The sequence below is a fragment of the Azospirillum agricola genome, assembly GCF_017876095.1.
In the GTDB taxonomy this organism is placed as follows: Bacteria; Pseudomonadota; Alphaproteobacteria; order Azospirillales; family Azospirillaceae; genus Azospirillum; species Azospirillum agricola.
Genome location: NZ_JAGINM010000019.1, coordinates 1 through 19,448, shown reverse-complemented (window position 1 = coordinate 19,448; position 19,448 = coordinate 1). Strand labels below are relative to the sequence as shown.

Sequence of the window (19,448 nt, the reverse complement as noted above, 5' to 3'; positions counted from 1 at the left end):
CCCTTTCCCGGACACCGATCCATGGCCGAGACCATCGACTATCTGCAATTCATCCTGGCGCCGCAGGCGCTGAACGGGCTGTCGCTCGGCGTCGCCGTCGTGCTGATGGCGTTGGGGCTGACGATCATCTTCGGCCTTCTCGACGTCATCAACATGGCCCATGGCGAGTTCTACGCCATGGGCGCCTTCCTGGCGCTCAGCCTCGCCGGGCTGGGCGTCGGCTTCTGGGCGCTGCTGGTGCTGGTGCCGCTGCTGATGATTCCCATCGGCTGGGCGGCGGAGCGCTGGCTGATCCAGCGGGTCTTCCACAGCCGCGACCGCCACATCCTGACCCTGCTGCTGACCTTCGGGCTCGGCATGATCCTGGAGGACGTTCTGAAGCTGGCCTACGGCCCCAACACGATGCGGCCGGAGACCCCGATCGCGGGCGGCACCGAGATCCTCGGCATGTTCCTGCCCAACTACCGGCTGTTCCTGATCGGCTTCGGGCTGGCGCTGATCGCCGCGGTCTGGGTGGTGGTGTTCCGCACGCGGCTGGGCGCCATGGTGCGGGCGGCGGCCTTCGACAAGGACATGGCGTCGTCGCTGGGTGTGCCGGTGCGCCGGGTCTACGCCGGCACCTTCGCCTTCGGGGTGGCGCTGGCCGGCCTGTCCGGCGTGCTGCTGGCCCCGATCTATTCGGTGTTCCCGACCATGGGCCGCGATTTCATCCTGATGGCCTTCACCGTCGTCATCGTCGGCGGCATGGGGTCGATCCAGGGGGCGGTGGTCGCCGGGCTTCTGCTGACGCAGGTCCAGGCGATCTCCAGCCTCTACATCTCGCCGGTCTGGTCGGATCCCCTGGTGTTCGGGATCATGGTGCTGGTGCTCATGGTCCGGCCGCGGGGCCTGTTCGGGAGGTTGGGCAATGCGTGAGGCCGTCATGACCGCTGTTTCCCTGCCCCGGTCGCCGTCGCGCGGACCGCTGAACGCCACGCACTGGCTGGCGCTGCTGTTCCTCGCCGTGGCGCTGGTCTTCGCCGCCGTCGCCTGGACGACCGGGAACGGCTTCTATCTGCGGCTGGCGACCGAGGCGCTGATCTTCGCCGGGCTGGCGATGAGCGTCGATCTGCTGCTCGGCTACACCGGCCTGCTGTCGCTGGGGCAGGCGCTGTATTTCGGTCTGGGTGCCTACGTGTCGGCGCTGGTGCTGCGCGACGGCGCGCCGAGCTTCTGGCTGGCGACCGGGGCGGCGCTGGCGGCGGGCGCCCTGGCCGGGCTTGTCGGCGGCGTCATCGCCAACCGGGTGAAGGGCGTCTATTTCGCGCTGATCACCTTCGGTCTGGCCCAGGTGGTGGCGAAGGCCGTCTACAACACGCGCGAGCTGGGCGCGTCGGACGGCATCATCGGCATTCCGCAGATCCGCGTCACGCTGGGGCCGCTGGCGCTCGACACCGCCGACCCCCTGTCCTTCTTCCTGTTCGTGCTGGGGCTGACCATGGCGGTCTACGCCGGGCTGGCCTATCTGATGGACGCGCCGTTCGGCCGCACGCTGGCCGCCATCCGCGCCAACGAGAAGCGGGTGCCCTTCCTGGGCTTCAACGCCTGGGGCCACAAGCTGGCGGTCTATGTGCTGGCGGCCTGCGTGGCGGCATTGTCGGGCGCGCTCTACCCGATGCTGCGCGGTTTCGTCTCGCCCGAGCTTCTGTTCTTCCACACCTCGGGCAACGCGGTGGTGACGGTCATCGTCGGCGGCGTCGGCACCCTGATCGGGCCGATCGCCGGCAGCGTCCTGCTGACCGCGCTGCGCTCCGTCGTCGGGTCCTGGACCGAGCATCACCTGATCGTCGTGGGAGTGATCTTCATGCTGTCCGTCATCTTCCTGCGCAAGGGGCTGGTCGGCGCCCTGCTGCCCTGGCTGGAGCGCCGCGCCGCCGCCAGGGCCCGGCACGGCCGGAGGAGCGCGCCATGACCGCCTTTCCCAGGACCGCGACACCCGCTCTCAGCGTGCGCGACCTGTCGGTGAATTTCGGCGGGCTCCAGGCGGTCGCCGGCGTCGGCTTCGAGGCCGAGCGGGGCCGCATCACCTCGGTCATCGGCCCCAACGGGGCGGGCAAGAGCACGCTGTTCAACCTGATCAGCGGCGCCATCCGGCCGACCGGCGGGCGGGTGACGCTGGACGGCGCCGACGTCACCGGCCGCTCGCCCGACCGGATGCTGGCGGGTGGGCTGGCGCGCTCCTTCCAGATCACCAACCTGTTCTTCGAACTGCCGGTGCTGGAAAACCTGCGCATCGCCGCGCAAATCCTGGAAACCCCGTGGCGCGCCGTGCTGCCGCTGGGGCGCAGCCGCAAGGCGCTGGTCAAGGCGGACGCCCTGCTGGAGCGTTTCGGCCTGACCGCCAAGGCGGACGCGCTGGCCGGCAACCTGTCGCACGGCGAACAGCGCCGGCTGGAGATCGCGGTGGCGCTGGCCTGCGAGCCGCGCGTCCTGCTGCTCGACGAGCCGACCCAGGGCATGAGCCACGGCGACACCGCCGACACCGGCGAACTCATCAAATCACTGGCCGGCGACCTGACGGTGCTGCTGATCGAGCACGACATCGGGCTGGTGATGAGTCTGTCCGACCATGTCGTCGTCATGGCCCAGGGGCGCAAGATCGCCGAGGGCGCCCCCGCCGCCGTGCGGGCCAACCCGGCCGTCCAGGCCGCTTATTTCGGACACGCGTGACGCCATGCTGACCATCGAGAACCTTCACGCGCATTACGGCCTCAGCCATGTCCTGCAAGGCGTCTCGCTGCACGGCGGTCCGGGCGAGGTCGTCGGCCTGTTCGGCCGCAACGGGGTCGGCAAGACCACCATCCTGAAGACCATCGCCGGTTGGGTGCCCGCCACCTCCGGCAGCGTCCGGCTGGACGGCGCCGATCTGGCCGGGCGGACGCCCGACGCCATCGCCCGGCTCGGCCTGGGTCTGGTGCCCGAGGACCGGCGCATCTTCCCCGGCCTCAGCGTCGAGGAGAATCTGCGGCTCGGCCTGCTGCAATGCCCGGCCCGTTCCCGCCGCGAGAACGAGGCGGCCATCGGCCGGGCCTTCGCCCGCTTTCCCCGGCTGGCGGAACGGCGCCACCAGATGGGCACGACGCTGTCGGGCGGCGAGCAGCAGATGCTGGCGATGGCGCGGGTGATGGTGGGAACGGCGAAGCTGCTGCTGATCGACGAGCCGACCGAGGGGCTCGCCCCGATGATCGTCGACGAGATCTTCGCCATCATCGGCGATCTGAAGCGCGCCGGCCTGACCATCCTGCTGGTGGAGCAGAACATCCACCGCGCCCTCGACGTCGCCGACCGCTTCTACGCCGTGGAGCGCGGCCGGGTCACCCTGGAGGGCGACGCGGCGTCGCCGAAGGACCGTGCCCGTCTGATGGAGACGGTGTCCGTGTGATCGGGGTTGGGCGGGCATCGCCGCTCCGTCACACCACCTCCACCACCGTGCCGGCGATGGCAAGACGTGCGGTCGTGGGCCTGGGAGGGGGCCCTGGAACGCATCCGCCATGGCCTCTACCAACGGGTCCGCGACTTGGAAGGCCGCGAGGTCGGTCCGTCCGCCGCCGTGATCGACAGCCAGAGCGTCCGCGCGGCGGAAAAGGGGGACCGGCGGCAGACCCGGTCGGCTACGACACGGGCAGGAAGATCAAGGGCGTCAAGCACCACATCCTCGTCGACACGCCCGGACTGCTCCTGAACGTCGCCGTTCCTCTCCTGAACGTCGCCGTTCATCGCGCCGACATCCACGACCGCGACGGCAGCGGCGGCTTATCGGATATCGCATGGGTCAGTCGAATGACCGCGATCGGCATAGAACGGCCTCTGTCGAGGCTTCCGACAAGGGCCGCGCTCACTCGGGCAACCCAGCCAGCCGCAGCCCCTCCGCCAACCGCGCGAGATCCTCGGGACGGTGGATCGGCAGCCATTCCTTGAGGGTGGAGACGCGCAGGGACGGGTCGAGCGCGCGCAGCTGCCGCATTGCCTGCCGCGCCTCCTCCGTCCGCCCGGCGAGCGCGTGCCTCGCCGCCGCCAGGGCCATGGCCACCAGCAGGTTGGGCAGGTTGCCCAGCGCCTTGTCGGCCCAGGCCACGGCGCAATCGAGGCGCCCGGCGAAGAAATGCGCCAACGCCGTCCCCGCCTGCATCCGGAACATCTCCGGGTCCAGCGGGCTCAGGCGGGCGGCATGGGCGAAACGCTCGGCCGCGCTTTCCGTTTCACCGCGGAAGACGCGCAGGTAGCCGCCGAGGAACCAGGCCGGGGCGAAGTTCGGGTTGAGCAGCACCGCCCGGTCGATGAGCGCGATGCCGCCGTCGAGATCACCGACGAAGTGACCGAGCGCGTGCCCGGCTCTCGTCAGCGCGACCGCGTCGTCGCGGCCGAACTCCACCGCCAGCCGCGCCAGCCGCACCCCCTCGGCGATCTCCCGCGGCCGGTCGGTCATCCAGCCGTTCACCTTGCGCCAGAGATGGCACCAGGCCGCCCCGCCATAGGCCGACGCGAACTCCGGATCGAGGTCCGTCGCCTTGTGAAACAGAGGCAGCGCCGCCTCGATCGCCTCGCGGGTTCCGCTGTGCAGCTTCGCCATGCCGCGCAGGTAATAGTCGTAGGTGCCCAGGTTTTCCGTCGGCTTGCGCTTGGCGCGCTCGATCTCCGCCCGTTCGAGCTGCGGCGCGATGGCGCCGACGACGCTTTCGGCGATCCGGTCCTGCAACTCGAAGAGGTCGTCGAGCGTGCCCTCGAAACGCTCCGCCCAGAGATGCGTCCCGGTCGTCGCGTCGATGAGCTGCCCGGTGATGCGCACCTTGTTCCCGGACTTGCGGACGCTGCCTTCGAGCACGTAGCGAACGCCCAATTGGCGGCCGACGTCCGTTACGTCCACCGCCCGGCCCTTGTAGGCGAAGCTCGAGTTGCGCGCGATGACGAACAGCCAGCGGAGGCGCGACAGGGCGGCGATGATGTCCTCCACCACCCCGTCGGCAAAATACTCCTGCTCCGGATCGCCGCTCAGGTTCTGGAAGGGCAGCACGGTGATGGAGGGCTTGTCCGGCAGGACGGGCCCGGACGGCGGCTCCCCCGCTTGGCCGGAGGCGCGGCTGGCGATGCCCGGCCTACCGGGCTGGGGTGTCTCCCCGATCGCGCCGCCCCCGGACGCCCCGGCTTCGATCGCGCCGACGAAGCGGAACCCCTTGCGGGGGACCGTGCGGACCAGCCGCTGTTCCCCGCCGTTGTCACCGATGGCCTTGCGGACCGCGTTGATGTGGCTGGTGATGGTCGATTCCGAGACGATCCGTCCGTTCCACACCGCCTCCAGCAGGTCGTCCTTGCTGACGACGCGGTCGTGGTTGCGGACGAGATGCAGCAGCAGGTCGAAGACCTGCGGGCCGACGCCCACGACGTGCCCGCGCAGGGTCAGTTCCCGGCGCTCCTGATCGAGCACGCACTCTCCGAACGTGAACCGCAAGGCCGGCTTCCCCCTGGGCCGTGCGCTCTCGGCTCCCTGTGTCCGGGACGACGGGCGAACGGTGCGCGCCAGTGATAGCACGGCAGCGCGTGGACGGAAAACCAAGCATCCTTGAAGGGCAATTCAAGCCCGCCGCAAGGACTTCCCCGGCGCGCGCGGGCACTCTTCCTCCCATCGGCGGCGCTGGTTCGCGTCGAGAAAAGCGGAGAGACCCCATGAAGATCGTCGTCATCGGAGGCACCGGCCTCATCGGAGCGAAGCTGGTCAAGACCCTGCGCGAGCGTGGCCAGGAGGCGCTCGCGGCCTCCCCGAGGACGGGCGTGAACACCATCACCCGCGAGGGCCTGGCCCAGGCGATGGACGGAGCCGCCGTCGTCGTCGACGTGGCGAACGCGCCGGTCTGGGAGGACAAGGCCGTCCTCGACTTCTTCGAGACCTCGGGCCGCAACCTGCTGGCCGCCGAAGCCGCCGCCGGCGTCCGCCACCACGTCGCCCTCTCGATCGTCGGCAGCGAACGGCTTCCCGACAACGGCTATTTCCGGGCGAAGGTCGCCCAGGAAGCCCTCATCAAGGCGTCCGGCATCCCCCACAGCATCCTGCGCGCCACGCAGTTCTTCGAATTCGTCGGCGGGATCGCGCAGTCGGCCACCGTCGGCGGGGAGATCCGCCTGTCGCCGGCGCTGATCCAGCCGGTCGCCTCCGACGACGTGGTGGCGGCGCTCGCCGAGGTCGCGCTCGCGCCGCCGGTGAACGGCACGCTCGAGGTCGCCGGTCCGGAGGCGATCCCGCTCGACGAGCTGGTGCGGCGCTTCCTGCGGGCGACGAACGACAGGCGCAGGGTCGTGCCGGACATCCACGCGCGCTACTTCGGCGACGTCCTCGACGACCAATCGCTGACCCCCGGCGGGAATGCGCGCCTCGGCGCCATCCGGTTCGAGGACTGGCTCGGCCGGCAACCCGCAGGCTGACGGGTTTCGAAGACGCCCGGCGGCGGCCATGGGCCGGCGACGCGGGAACCGCACTCATTTGTTGTCAGGAAAGGCAAACATCATGACACGCATGACTTGGCACGAGGTCGCGCCCGACGGCGCGAAGGCTCTGTTCGGTGTCCATCATTACGTCACGACGCGCACCAGCCTGCCCGAGGAGCTCATCCATCTCGTGTTCCTCCGGGTCTCGCAGATCAACGGCTGCGCCCACTGCATCGATCTGCACAGCCGCGACCTGCGGAAGACCATGTCGGTCGACAAGGTCACGCTGGTGCCGGTGTGGGAGGAGGTGCCGCACCTGTTCTCCGACACGGAGCGCGCCGCCCTGGCCTGGGCCGAGGAGGTGACCCGCGTCAGCGAAACCCACGCGTCCGACGCCGCCTACAGGGCGGCGTCGGCGGCGTTCGAGCCGAAGGATCTGGTCGATCTCACCATCGCCATCGCCGCGATGAACGCCTTCAACCGGCTGGGCGCCCCCTTCCGTCTCCCGGTGGCCGCCAGGGCCTGAGCCGACGCGGGCAGGAACGGCGGGACGCCGACCGACAACGCCTATGTCTGCGGCGACGTGGCCGCGCTGGCGCCCAAGGCCGCCGGCTATGTCACCGCCGTCGAGGCCAAGGCCGCGCGCGACCTCGCGCGGATCGATCTGGAGAGCAGCGTGGTGCGCGCCGGTCGGCGGCGCCATCGGCAACCGCCAGGTCCGCGTCGGCCGCCTCGTCGCACCGGGCACCGCCCTGCTCGACATCGTTCCGGTCGACGCTGTGTGGGACGTCATTGGCCCGATTCCGGGCAAGGATGTGCTTCTCAAGCCTCGGCAGCCGACAGCCACGCTGAATTTGAAACAGCTTGCCGGCCCGGCCCGGCGATGCGAGAGTGGCGCAAGCGCTCCGCCCAGCCCCGGAACCGGCAATCCCGTTCCCGCTTCGGCCGCAAGCTCGCGGAAGCCAACCTCCACTTTCGTATCATTGCGCCCTCAACCGCTTGGAAAGGCTCGACCGGGGCCGGCGCGCCGGTGGTACAGCCGAATGCGTTCTCGGCCTAAGCCACCCGTCCGAGTCATGAAGGATCCCCCACGATCACGGTAAGGGAGACCCGATTGCTTCGCGACGCCCGCCATGTTCTGCACGGCACCCATGTCGATTGCGACGTCTGCGTCATTGGCGGCGGCGCCGCCGGCCTGACCATTCTGCGCGAATTGGCGGGAAGCCCGCACAGCGTCGTGCTGCTCGAAGGCGGCGGGCTGGAGGCCGACGGGATTTCCCAGGCGCTCTACGCCGGCCGCAGCGTCGGCCTGCCCTACGAACGGCTGACCACGGCGCGCAGCCGCTACCTTGGCGGCAGCACCAACTGCTGGGGCGGTTTCTCCCGCCCGCTGGAGCCGAACGATTTCCAGCACCGCCCCTGGATCCCCCACAGCGGCTGGCCGCTCGGGCGCGACGGGCTGGAGCCTTTCTACGAGCGCGCCCAGGGCATCCTCGGCCTCGGCCCCTACACTTACGACAACGGCTTCTGGAGCGGGCGCTCCGGGTCCGTCCACGCCGCCCTGATGCCGCTCGACGGGGAGGACGCCGCCTTCGAGAACCGCGTCGCCCAGCTCAGCCCGCCGATCCGCATGGGCGAGGCGTACCGCGCCGACATCGGCCGCGCCGCCAACATCAACGGCTTCCTCAACGCCAACGTCACCGAGCTGGACACCAACGCCGACGCCAGCGCGGTCGAGCGGGTCCGCGTCTCGACGCTCGGCGGCCCGTCCTTCACCGTCGGCGCGCGGATCTTCGTGCTGTGCTGCGGCGGCATCGAGAACGCACGGCTGCTGCTGCTGTCGAACCGGGTGCAGGCGGCCGGGCTGGGCAACGGCCAGGATCTGGTCGGCCGATGCTTCGCCGATCACCCGCGTTTCAAGAGCAGCGTGGTGCGGCTGGCCGACCAGCGGCGTCACCGCACCCTCTACGACGTCAGCCTGTGCCTGTCGCGGCGGCGGCTGAAGCTGCCCCACCCGTCCATCGCGCTGGCGGTGGCGCCGACGGCGGCGCTCCAGGAGCGGCACGGGCTGCCCAACTCCCGCACCTATCTGGTCGCCTCCTATCACGCCAAGGCGCTGGACGCCTTCAAGGCGGTCAACGAACTGCGCCTGCTGCTGCCGCGCTCGCGCTGCACGCGCTTCGGCCTGCCGGTCGAGAACGCCGCCAGCCTGCTGCGCGACGCGGCGCCGCGCGTGCTGAAGCGGCTGCCGCAATTGGCCCACGCGCTGTTCGACAGCGCGGTGCATCCCGGCTGGTGGCCCCGCGCCTTCACCATGGAAACGGTGCTGGAGCCGATTCCCAACCCCGACAGCCGGGTGACGCTGGACACCGATCGCGACGCCTTCGGCCGCAACCTGCCCCAGGTCGACTGGCGCCTGACCGCGCGCGACCTCGACGCGGCGGCCGAGACCCAGGCCCTGCTGCGCGCCGAACTGCGCCGCCGCGGCCTGATCCTGCCGGACGGTCGGCACGGCTCCGACAGCATCGCCCCGACCGACATCGGCTGGTGCTGGCACCACATGGGCACCACCCGGATGCACGAGTCGCCGCGCCAGGGCGTGGTCGACGCCGAGGGCCGGCTGCACGGGGTCGGCAACCTCTACATCGGCGGCAGCTCGGTGTTCCCGACGATGGGCTCCGACCACCCGACCATGACGATCGTGGCGCTGGCGCTCCGGCTGTCCGACCGCATCGCCGGGCTGTTGCAGGATCAGCGTGCCGCGCCGCCGCCGCCCGCCATCGCCGCCTCCGGCTGAAGGACGGCCGCCAATTCCGCGCTCTTGCGGCAGCGGCGGCGATGCGCTGAAATCGACACATGGACCGCGACCTTCTTTCCGGCCTTCCGCCGGAAGCCGCCCCCACCCTGCCCGATCCGGAAGGCCCGCTTCCCGACATCCTGGCGCCCGGCCTCGACTGCCTGTTCGTCGGCTTCAACCCCGGCCTGCGCTCGGGCGGGCTCGGCCACCATTACGCCGGGCGCGGCAACCAGTTCTGGCGGCTGCTCGCCGCATCGGGACTGACGCCGCGCCTGATGCGCGCCGAGGAGGACGCCAGCCTGCCGGCGGTCGGGCTGGGATCGACCAACCTCGTGACGCGCGCCACCGCGTCGGCCGCCGAACTGAGCCGGGCGGAGCTGCGCGGCGGGGTGCCCCGCCTCGCCCGCATCGTCGCCGCGGTGCGGCCGGCGGTGCTCGCCTACACCGGCAAGGGGGTCTATCTGGCGGCGTCCGGCCGGCCCGACGCGCCCTGGGGCGTGCAGGACTCCGCCCTGTTCGTCGGGGTGGCCGACGTCGTCGTGCCCTCGCCCAGCGGCCTCGCCCGCCTGCCCTTCGAGGAAAAGCTGCGCTGGTACAAGGCCGTCAAGAACATGATCGACCGCCGCCGGTCCTGAGGAATCAGGCCAGAAGCTGGTCGAGCAGCGCGTGCAGCCGCCGCAGTTCCGTCCAGTCCTGGTCGCTCAGCCGGCTGCGGTGGTCGCGCAGGTCGCGGACGTCGACGCTGGAGAAGTCGCGGGCGATCCGCTGCGCCGCCTCGACGAAGCGGATCACCGGCAAGGCCGGGGGCGGAACAGGGGAAGGGGCGGGGGCGGAGGCGGGCGGTTCGGCGGCGGCCTTGGCCGCAGCGCGCGGGGAGGGTGCCTGCTCCCGCTTGGCCTCGCGCAGCGCCTTGACCGTGCCGCCCTCCTTGATGAGGTCCCACAGCTTCTGTTGCGTCGCCTCGTCCTCGACGGCGGCGATCTCCGTCAGGATGCTCTTCGACACGCCGCGATGGCGCGTCTCGTAATCCTCCAGGATGGCGCCCGGCAGCCGCAGCAGCGACAGGGTGCGCGTCACCTCGGCCTGGCTGCGGCCGATGACCTGCCCCAGCGCCTCGTGGGTGTAGTCGTGGCGGTCGATCAGCCGGGCGAAGGCGCGGGCCAGCTCCAGCGCGTCGAGATCGACCCGCTGGATGTTCTCGATCAGCGCCAGCTCGTCCGGATCGCCGTCGGTGGCGATGGCGAAGATGGTCCGCCGGCCGGCCAGCGTGCAGGCGCGCAGGCGCCGCTCGCCGGCGACCAGCCGGTAGTCGCCGTCGCCCATCTCCTGCACCAGCACCGGCTGCTTCAGCCCGTGGCGCTCGATGGAGCCGGCCAGCTCGCGCAGCGCGTCCTCGTCGAAATGGCGGCGCGGCTGGTCCGGGTTGGGGTGGACGCGGTCGATGTCGATCTCGATCAGGCGCGGGAAATCCGCCGACAGCCCGAACAGGGCGTCGCCGCCGCGCTGCGCCGCCTTGTCGAGAATCTTCGCGCTGGTGCGTTCGAGCTTACGCGGCGCCATGGCGGGCCTCCACGGGGCGGGCGATCAGATGGCCCGCGACCTCGCGCGCCAGTTCGGCGTAGGCCTGGACGCTGGCCGAGTTGGGATCCGCCTCGATGGCCGGGCGCCCGGCGCCCGACGCCTGGGCGAACAGGGTGGCGCGGGGGACCGCCCCCAGCACCCGCGTCCGTCCATCATAATGGGACTGGATTTCCTTCAGGCTGGCCTGGTCCTGGGTGAGGCGCGAGGAATACATGGTGGGCAGGATGCCGAAGATGTTGAGGGACGGGTTGGAGCGCCGCCGGATCTTGGCGATCGTCTCCATCAGCAGCGGCACGCCGAGCCCGGCGAACACCTCGGTCTGCACCGGGATCAGCACAAGGTCGGAGGCGGCCAGCGCGTTGATGGTCAGCAGGCCGAGGTTGGGCGGGCAGTCGATCACCACCACGTCGTAGCGGCTGCGCAGATCGGCCAGCTTCTCCTTGAGGACCAGCGAATTGTCCGGCTCGGCCACCAGCTCGGTTTCCGCCGCCGCCAGCCCGATGCTGCTGGGCGCCAGGGTGAAGGCGCCGTTGCACACCGGCTGGAGGATGCCGTCGAAGGCCGCCCCGCCGCGCAGCACGCTGTAGAGACCCTTGCGCGCGGTCTCGACCTCGCCCGGATCGATGCCGAGATGGACGGTGGCGTTGGCCTGCGGGTCGCTGTCGATCAGCAGCACCGACAGGCCGAGCGTCGCCAGCGCGTAGGACAGGTTGACGGCGGTGGTGGTCTTGCCGACGCCGCCCTTCTGGTTGGCGACGGCGATCACCGCGCGGCGCACCGGCTTCAGGTCGGCCGGCAGCGCCGGCTTGTCCGCCGGGGCGCTCTGCTCCTTGAGGAAGCCGGCGACCTGCTGGGGAATGCGTTCCGCGCCGCTTTCCCAGCGGCTGATGCGGGAACGGTCGTAGCGGCGGTTCAGGGCGCCGTTGAGCCATCCGGCGAATCCGAGCTGGTCTTCGCCGCGCCGCTCACGCAGGGCGCGCAGTTCGTCGCCGGTCATGGAGCCTCCGGGGGTGGATGATGGGCGCAGACTGTACGGATGTGACGCAAGCGGTCAAGCCGAACCGCATCGCTTGCGTCATGCGGGCGCGCCGGTCCGCGTGGAGCCGCTTTCATACGACGTCGTATGAGACAGATTTCCCATACGACGTCGTATGAAGGGAGAGCCCGGAGCCCGGTGGCCGGCGAGTTCCGCCGGGGCCGCGAGACGGGGTGAAGCAGGGTTTCGCCGCGCCGATTCAAATTCAGCGTGGGTCGCGCCGGCCCGTCTCGATTCGGTCATTGATTCATCATGATTCCGCCGTTTCAGAGTCAGCGATGGGCTTTCGAGTCGCTCCGAACGCCGGATGTTTCAAATTCAGCGTGTCTTCCCGAGTCGTTGCCCGAGTCGCAAAAGCTCAATGATGCCAAGGATTTGACGGTCGTTTGTTACCAATTCAGCGTTGGGTGGCGTCGTCGTGGCGCCGGCCGGGGAATGGATCCCTCGTATCAATTTCAGCGTCCGGAGAGCCCGGAGAACCGGCGTGGAGACGCGAATCGACGGGCGAACGTTGCGACTTCAGCGAAGGAAGGCGCCGATCGGGTCGGGAAAGCCCGAAAAGCCCGGTTTTCCGCGCTCCCGTGCGTGTCGCCAGCGCGCGACTGGACTCTACCGGAGAATCATATAGGGACTCTTATATAGGACATGGTTGCAAATTCAGCGTGGAAAAGCCCGCTTTGCGATTCGACTTCAGCGTGGAAACCGCTTTGGGGCGATTCGATTTCAGCGATCGCCCCGTTTCGTTTTCTGCGTGGATTTCCAAGGGCTTCGCTGTCGCCGTTGCGGAGTCAGCGTGGAAAAGCCGGGTGGTCTGTGGACAAACCGGCGGGCGGCCGCGGTTCCGCTGGACCCGCCGACGCTGAATTTGAAACGCCCATGCTCCGGGCTCTGTTCCGCTTCCCCGGAAGGCTTCGCTGAATTTGAATCGGAATCGTCGGCGAACGTTTCAAATTCAGCGAATCTGGTATCGACACGGCTTCACAGGGCCCCAGATTTTGTGTTTCCTGGGTTGGTCCGTTGCTGAGCAAGGCCGTGCCGCAGGGCTGCGCCGAGAAGGGAAACAGAGGGTGTCCATGGCCAAGATTCACGAACAACTGTCGCTTGAGGGCTTCGACGCGGTGATGGCGCGGACCGAAGACCCCAAGGAGCGGCGGCGCGTGATGATGGCCCACGAGGCGATCTCGAACGAGATCGACGCCATCGGCTACCTCCACGCCGGCTTCTGCCAGGCCTCGCTTCCCCACCGCAAGCCGAAGGACGAGCAGGCGCCCTGGGTGCGCAACAACGGCCGCTACCAGCTCGTCGTCCGTCCCGGCATCCTGCCGCTGCGCGACGGCACCGTGCTGGACGTCGGGGTTCCCTATGGCGCCAAGGCGCGGCTGATCATGATCTATCTCCAGACCGAGGCGCGCAAGACCCGCACGCCGCACGTCGATCTGGGGCCGAGCATGAGCGCGTGGCTGCGCCGGCTCGGTCTGGCGCCGACCGGTGGCGAGCGCGGCAACTACAAGCCGGTGCGCGAGCAGGTGCTGCGCATCGCCCGTTGCGAGTTCACCCTGCGCACGACGACCGGCAGCTCCAGCGCCGAGATCTCCGACCAGCGCCTGATCGACGGCATCAAGCTGTGGCGCGACGACGAGGACGCCCCCGACCTGTTCCGCACCGGCGGCGAGTGGGTGCGCTTCGTCCGCCTGACCAGCTCCTTCTTCGACCATCTGATGGAGCACGCCGTCCCGCTCGACGAGCACGCCATCGCCAAGCTGAAGAACTCGGCCCTGGCGCTCGACGCCTATGTCTGGCTGGTCCACCGCCTGCACCGGCTCGACAAGCAGACGCTGGTGCCCTGGCACGCGCTGTCGCAGCATTTCGGCTCGGTCAGCGAGCACCGCGTCCTGGCCTTCCGCCTGAAGGAAGCCCTGAAGGACGTGATGGCGGTCTATCCCGACGCCAACATCGAACCGACCTCCAAGGGCCTCGTCCTGCGCCCGTCGGCCCCCGCCGTGCCGTCCAACAAGCACGTCACCCTGCGCCCGGTCGCCCTGCGCGGCTGATCCGGTGGGGAACGGCGCCTCAGGCGTCCGCTCCCTCCAGGCGATCCGCCGCCCCGTCGAAGGCCCCATCCGCCGTGTCGAGCGCCAGGGCGGCGGACCGGACCGTCACCCGGCTGCGCCCGCCGCCCAGCGGCACCACCCGGATCTGCACGCCGATCCGCTCGACCAGCGCCGGGACGTGGCTGATGACGCCGACCTGCCGGCCGCCCGCCTGTAGGGCCTCCAGGCAGGACAGCGCCACGTCCAGGCTGTCGGGGTCGAGCGTGCCGAAGCCCTCGTCGATGAACAGCGTGCCGATGCTGCCGGCGGTGCCCGCCGCCATGGCCGACAAACCGAGCGCCAGCGCCAGCGAGACCAGGAACAGCTCGCCGCCCGACAGGCTGTGGACGCCGCGCCGCTCGTCGCCCATCTCGCGGTCGACCACCTGGATTTCCAGGTCGGCCCCGGCCACCCGCTCCAGCCGGTAGCGGCGCGCCAGATCCTCCAGATGCCGGTTGGCGTGGCCCAGCAGCATGTCGAGGCTGAGGCTCTGCGCGAAGTTGCGCATCTTCTGCCCGTTCGCCGAACCGATCAGCTGGCCCATCCTGGCCCACAGCCCATGCCGGGCCCGCTGCTCCTCGATCGCCGCCGTCAGACCGGCCAGCCGCGCGCGGTTGCTCTCGTCGGCCTCCCGCCGCCCGCGCGCTCTTCCCGCCCGCAGGCGGTCGGCGGCCAGCGCCTCGCCGATGCGGGCGGTGTCGGCCGCCGCCTCGTCCGCGTCGCGGCCGGGGCGCCCGGCGGCGTGGTGATCGGCACGCAGCCGTGTCCGCTCGGCGGCCAGCAGCGTGGCCTCCCGCCGCGCCGTTTCCAATTCTGCGAGCGCCGTCTCCTCGGCGGCCAGCGCGGCTTCCGGCGCCGCCAGCCGCCGCCGTGCCTCCTCCACCGTCACCCCGCGGGCTTCGGCGGCGCGGTCCAGCGCCGCGGCGGCGGTCGCCGCGCGGGCGGCGCAGGTCCGTGCGGTCTCGCCACGGGTTTCGGCGTCGCGCTCGGCGGCCGACAGGCGGGTCAGCGCCTCCTGACGCGCCATCGTCGCCTGCTCCAGACGGGCGCTCGCCTCCTGCCGGCGGTCGGACAGATCCTGGCGCAGCGCCGCGACCGTCCGGCCGTCCAGCAGCCCGGACCGCTCGGCGCGCAGGTCGGCCAGCCGCCTGTTCAACCCGTCGGCGCGCTGGAACGCCTCCTCCGCCGCCCGCCGCGCCGCCTCCTGGTCGGCGCCGCGCGAGGCGCGGTCGGCCACCGCCGCGTCGAGGCTCTGCCGTGCCCGTGCCAGCCGGTCTCGCTGATTTTGAAACGCGGCGACCCGTGCGGCGATGTCCGCGCGGAAACGGCCGCCTGAGTCTTCGCCGCTCTCCTCCAACCCGGCCTCCAGCGCCTCGCGCCAGCCGGCCTCGCCGGAGAAGGGGGCCGCCAGCTCGGCCAGCGCCGCGTCCCGCTCCTCGGCCTTGCGGTCGCGCAGGGCCCGCGCCATCGCCTCGGCGTGGCGGGCCTCGCCCAGACGCGGCAGCAGGGCGTCGAGCGTCCGCGAATGGCGGGCCACCTCCTCGTCGCAGGCCCGCCGCCCGGCCTGCGCGGTGTCGAGCCGGCGGCGGTGATCGAGCGCCAGCGCCTCGTCGGCCGCCGCCACCGCCAGCCGCGTTTCAACATCAGCGAGCCGTGCCCGCACCGCCTCGGCGTCCGGCAGCGCCGGAAGGTCGAAGTCGCCGGCCAGTCCGGCCCAGCGCCCGGCCAGCGCCTCCGCCTCCCGCCGGTCCGCGTCCCGCCGTGCGTCGAGCGGCTCCAGCGCCGCGCGCGCCGCGCGCTCTCCGGCCGCGTGGGCCGCATGCGCCGCCAGCAGACCGGCGGTCTCGGCTTTCAACGCGGCGACCCGGTGTTCCTGGTCATGGACGACGCGCAACAGCGGCGCCCGGTCGGCCGGCCCCCAGGGGTGCGCGCCGGATCCGCAGACCGGGCAGGGCTCCCCGGCGACCAGCCGGGTCCGCAGCGATTCCACATCCTCGCGCTGGGCCAGACGCAGACGTTGCAACGCCTCCTCCGCCTCGTCCAACGCCGCCCGCCGCAGCCGCAGGGCGGTTTCGGCGGAGCCCGCGGCCGACGCCTCGCGCTCCGCCTCCGCCGTCAGCCGGTTCCGCTCGGCGTCGGCACCGGCCAGCGCGGCGGCCAGCCGCGCCGCGCCGTCGGCGAGCGCGGCCAGCGCCGTCAGCCGGTCGCGCCGCTCGGTCGCCGCGCCCCGTGTCCGCCGGGTCTCCTCCAGTGAGGGCGCCGGCTCCGCCTCCACGCGGGCGAGGCTCTCGTCGGCGCGGGCCAGCCGGTCGCGCGCCCCGGCGCGTTCCGCCTCCGCCTTTGCCGCCTCCTCCGCCAGCCGGGCGGTTTCGGCCGCGTGGCGCCGGCAGTCCCCGTCCGCCGTCCGCTGGATCCGCAAGGCCTCGGCGTGGCGGACCAGCAGCGATTCCCAGCGCCCCCACTGCGCGACGACCGGCTCGAACGCCGCCCGCTCCTTCAGCCAGCCCTCCAGCCGGGTGGCCTCGTCGCGGGCGGCGTCCAGGGCGCGTTCGGTGTCGCGCAACCGCTCCCGGCTTGCGGCGGCACGGTCGGCGGCGGCGGCGCGCTCCCGGTCGGCGGCGGCCCATTCGGCGGCGAGTTCGGTGATCCGTCCGTCGAGATCGGCGGCGCGGGCCAGATCCGGCTCGGCCTCCTGCTGCTCGCGGCAGACGCGCTCGAAGCGCAGCCGGGCATCGGCGTGGCGGCCGGTGCCGTCCTCGACCGCCGTCCGGGTGCCGGCCAGCAGCGCCCGCGCCCGCGCGGCGAGGCTTTCGGCCTCCATGGCCTCGGCGGCGGCGCGGTCGGCGTCGGCCAGCAGCGGGCGCAACGGTTGCAGCCGGCGCAGCGACGCGGCGGCCTCCCGCCGGGAAGCGGCGCCGTCGAACGCCCGCTCGGCGCCGTCGCGCGCGGCGACGGCCTGCGCCTCGGCGGCGGCGAGCCGGGCGTCCTGTTCGTGCCAGGCGACGGCGGCCCTGGCGCGGTCCAGGGCGCGTTCGCCCTCGCGCACCGCCGCGTCGGCCGCCAGGATCTCCGCCTCCAGCGCCGCGCGCTCCTCCGCGCCCATCACGCCGATGCCGCCGCCCTGCGCCTCCAGCGCGTCGAGCGCCTGCCTCTCCCGGACCGCCCGTTCATGGGCGGCGACGGAGAGCCGCGAATAGATCGCCGTTCCCGTCAGCAGCTCCAGCAGGGCCGAGCGGTCGCGCGGCGGCGCCTTGAGGACGGTGGCGAAGTCGCCCTGCGCCAGCAGCACGGCGCGGCGGAACTGCTCGAAGCTCAGGCCGAGCCGCCGCTCGATCTCCTCCAGCACGCTCTTCTTGCCGTCGCCCAGGCGCTCGCCGCCGTCGAGGCCGGCGAGGCTCATCGTCTGCGGTTGCAGGGCGCCGCGCGCCTTCTGGCGGGCGCGCCGAACTTCCCAGCGCGCGCGGTAGGGCTTGCCGTCGATGCCGACGAAATCGACCTCGGCCCAGCCGGATCCGGCGCCGCGCCGCAGCACCGCCCGCGCGTCGGTCGATCGGATGGCGTTCGGATCCCCCTCCAGCCCCAGCAGCACCCCCTGGCCGTCGGGCAGGCGCGGCATGCGGTCGAACAGGGCGAGGCACAGGGCGTCGAGGATCGTGCTCTTGCCGGCGCCGGTCGGCCCGGTGATGGCGAACAGCCCGGCCCGCCGCAGCGGCTCCCGGTCGAACTCGACCGCGAAGGGGCCGTCGAGGCTGGTCAGGTTGCAGCCGCGCACCGCGAGGATCCGCATCACAGGGTCTCCTGCACGCTGGTCAACAGCTCGTCGAAGGCCGCCAGCAGGGCGGGGTCGGGGTCGCCCGCGTGGCTGCGGCGGTAGAGCCGCCGGAAGACGTCCTCGGGCGCCAGGGCGGCCAGCTCCACCGCCGGGGCGCTGTCGGCCAGGGATTCGCCGCTGCCGGTCAGGCGGACCGCCAGCCTCAGCAGCCGCACCGGGCGCCCGGCCAGCACGGCCTCGACCTCGTCGCGCAGGGCGGGGCGCGGCTCGGGCAGATCCACCGACACCTCCAGGAAGGGCCACGCCTCGCGCGGCAGCCCCGGGTCCAGTTCGAGCCGGCGCAGGGCGTCGAGCGCCTCGTCCGGGGTGGCGAAACGCCCGTTTCCGGGCACCCGGTGGATGGCGACGAAGCGCGGCACCCGCAGCGCCTCCCGCGCGACCAGCCGGCCTCCGGCGAAATCGGCCAGCATCACCTGATGCGGATAGGGTTCCTCGTCGATGGCGAGCGGCAGGGGGGAGCCGCTGTAGCGCACCGCCTCGCGCCCGCCGACCGCCTGCGCCCGGTGCAGGTGCCCGAGCGCGACATAGGCGGCGTCCTCGGGGAAGATGTCGACCGGCAGGGCGTGCAGATTGCCGCCGAGGATCTTCCGCTCGCTGAGATCGGACAGCGCCCCGCCCCTCATGTAGCAGTGGCCGGTGAGCAGGAGCGCCTCGCCGGGGCGGAGCGCCGCCTGTCCGGCCGCGCAGGCGCGATCATACAGATGGCGCACCCCCTCGATCAGCGGATCGGCTCCCTCCTCGACCTCCTCCTTGGCCCCCTCCTTGACCTCGTTCTCGATGGCCGGCAGGTCGGCGGGGCGCAGATAGGGCATGGCGACGCAGCGGGCGGCGACCGTCCCGTCGCGGTCGTGCAGCGGAATCACCAGCGCCGCCGGATCGAAGGCGCCGTCCGGGCCGCCGGGCAGGGTGCCGGTCACCCGCACCCCCATCTCCGTCATCAGGGGCGAAGGGGCTTCCAGCCGGCTGGCGCTGTCGTGGTTGCCGGCCAGCACCACGATGTCCAGCCGGGGAAAGCGCCTCTTCGCCCGCGCCAGGAACCGGTAGAAGAGGGCAAGCGCCGGGATGGGGGGATTCTGTCCGTCGAACACGTCGCCGGCGATCACCAGCGCGTCCACCTCATGCTCGCCGATGCGGTCGAGCAGCCAGTCGAGGAACCGCGCGTGCTCGGGATCGCGCGCGACCCCATGCAGGGTCTGTCCGAGATGCCAGTCGGCGGTGTGGAGAAGCCGCAGGGAGCGCATGGGGAAGGGCCTGTGCAACGGAACGCTGCGCCCACTCTACGAAGACCGCCGACTCCGCCGCCCGAAGAAAAATGCAGTGAGGACGAAAAAAGCGCTTGCCGGGTTCGGTCTGTCCGCCTATAAAGCGCCTCCCGACGCGAACGACGCCGACGCGGTCCACGAGGACGGCAGGCAGCGACGCGACGGGGAGCCAGACAAGACGGCGCGATGCGCCCGACCCTCGGATGAGGCGGCGGGGCAAGGCCGGTTCGGTGTCGGCGGGATCATTGACAAGTGGATACCGTGTTGTGAGAAGGGATGCGCAGGCGGCGGTGCTTTGAGTGCCGTTGGAGCGAGGGTTCCGGTTCGGTTTGGGATCGGCACACACGCGGACGTCTGTTCGCATCCGAAGTTGAAGCAGTGATTTGAACGCAGA

General features: G+C 71.5%; 14 protein-coding genes and 1 pseudogene. 10 read left to right on the top strand and 5 right to left on the bottom strand.

Going from position 1 to position 19,448, the window contains the following annotated elements:
- The first annotated feature begins 21 nt into the window (after window positions 1–21).
- The 5 genes and pseudogenes from J2847_RS24465 to J2847_RS34300 all read left to right on the top strand — a co-directional run.
- The gene (locus J2847_RS24465) at window positions 22–915 is read left to right on the top strand and encodes a branched-chain amino acid ABC transporter permease (RefSeq protein WP_209781401.1); all 894 of its coding nucleotides are present in this window, start codon (window positions 22–24) and stop codon (window positions 913–915) included.
- A gap of 7 nt (window positions 916–922) precedes the next feature.
- Window positions 923–1,951, top strand: a complete 1,029-nt coding sequence (locus J2847_RS24460) for a branched-chain amino acid ABC transporter permease (RefSeq protein WP_209781400.1) — start codon at window positions 923–925, stop codon at window positions 1,949–1,951.
- Window positions 1,948–2,709 carry an ABC transporter ATP-binding protein gene (locus J2847_RS24455; protein WP_209781399.1) on the top strand — a complete coding sequence of 254 codons (762 nt, stop codon included), beginning with the start codon at window positions 1,948–1,950 and terminating at the stop codon, window positions 2,707–2,709. Before J2847_RS24460 ends, J2847_RS24455 begins: the two co-directional genes overlap by 4 nt.
- 4 nt (window positions 2,710–2,713) lie before the next feature.
- Window positions 2,714–3,421 carry an ABC transporter ATP-binding protein gene (locus tag J2847_RS24450; protein ID WP_209781398.1) on the top strand — a complete coding sequence of 236 codons (708 nt, stop codon included), beginning with the start codon at window positions 2,714–2,716 and terminating at the stop codon, window positions 3,419–3,421.
- A gap of 75 nt (window positions 3,422–3,496) precedes the next feature.
- A pseudogene (locus J2847_RS34300) lies at window positions 3,497–3,783 on the top strand (transposase); the annotation flags it as partial.
- Window positions 3,784–3,874: 91 nt separating this feature from the next.
- On the opposite strand, the gene J2847_RS24445 reads toward J2847_RS34300, so the two are convergent.
- Window positions 3,875–5,485 (bottom strand): winged helix-turn-helix domain-containing tetratricopeptide repeat protein, encoded by a 1,611-nt coding sequence (locus J2847_RS24445; RefSeq protein WP_209781397.1) that lies wholly within the window; start codon window positions 5,483–5,485, stop codon window positions 3,875–3,877.
- Between the two features lie 215 nt (window positions 5,486–5,700).
- Here J2847_RS24445 and J2847_RS24440 point away from each other — a divergent pair, with 215 nt between their 5' ends.
- From J2847_RS24440 to J2847_RS24425, 4 genes are all read left to right on the top strand, one after another.
- On the top strand, window positions 5,701–6,453 hold the full coding sequence (locus J2847_RS24440; RefSeq protein WP_209781396.1) for an SDR family oxidoreductase: 753 nt from the start codon (window positions 5,701–5,703) through the stop codon (window positions 6,451–6,453).
- Window positions 6,454–6,535: 82 nt separating this feature from the next.
- A complete protein-coding gene (locus J2847_RS24435) occupies window positions 6,536–6,982 on the top strand; it encodes a carboxymuconolactone decarboxylase family protein (protein ID WP_209781395.1) in 447 nt (148 codons plus the stop codon).
- Between the two features lie 588 nt (window positions 6,983–7,570).
- Window positions 7,571–9,253 carry an FAD-dependent oxidoreductase gene (locus J2847_RS24430; protein ID WP_209781394.1) on the top strand — a complete coding sequence of 561 codons (1,683 nt, stop codon included), beginning with the start codon at window positions 7,571–7,573 and terminating at the stop codon, window positions 9,251–9,253.
- A gap of 59 nt (window positions 9,254–9,312) precedes the next feature.
- Entirely contained in the window at window positions 9,313–9,888 is a 576-nt protein-coding gene (locus tag J2847_RS24425; RefSeq protein ID WP_209781393.1) for a mismatch-specific DNA-glycosylase, read from the top strand.
- Window positions 9,889–9,892: 4 nt separating this feature from the next.
- Here the strand turns inward: J2847_RS24425 and J2847_RS24420 are convergent, their stop codons facing one another.
- Entirely contained in the window at window positions 9,893–10,813 is a 921-nt protein-coding gene (locus tag J2847_RS24420) for a ParB/RepB/Spo0J family partition protein (RefSeq protein WP_209781392.1), read from the bottom strand.
- Window positions 10,800–11,831 (bottom strand): AAA family ATPase, encoded by a 1,032-nt coding sequence (locus J2847_RS24415; RefSeq protein WP_085553149.1) that lies wholly within the window; start codon window positions 11,829–11,831, stop codon window positions 10,800–10,802. Before J2847_RS24415 ends, J2847_RS24420 begins: the two co-directional genes overlap by 14 nt.
- A 1,112-nt stretch (window positions 11,832–12,943) precedes the next feature.
- Here J2847_RS24415 and J2847_RS24410 point away from each other — a divergent pair.
- Complete coding sequence (locus J2847_RS24410; protein ID WP_085553150.1) at window positions 12,944–13,921, top strand: replication protein RepA; 978 nt, start codon at window positions 12,944–12,946, stop codon at window positions 13,919–13,921.
- A gap of 19 nt (window positions 13,922–13,940) precedes the next feature.
- Here J2847_RS24410 and J2847_RS24405 read toward each other — a convergent pair whose 3' ends face one another.
- Both J2847_RS24405 and J2847_RS24400 read right to left on the bottom strand, forming a co-directional pair.
- Entirely contained in the window at window positions 13,941–17,747 is a 3,807-nt protein-coding gene (locus J2847_RS24405; RefSeq protein ID WP_209781391.1) for an AAA family ATPase, read from the bottom strand.
- Window positions 17,747–19,033: an exonuclease SbcCD subunit D C-terminal domain-containing protein gene (locus J2847_RS24400; protein WP_209781390.1), complete on the bottom strand. Its 1,287-nt coding sequence runs from the start codon at window positions 19,031–19,033 to the stop codon at window positions 17,747–17,749. Before J2847_RS24400 ends, J2847_RS24405 begins: the two co-directional genes overlap by 1 nt.
- Window positions 19,034–19,448: the final 415 nt, after the last annotated feature.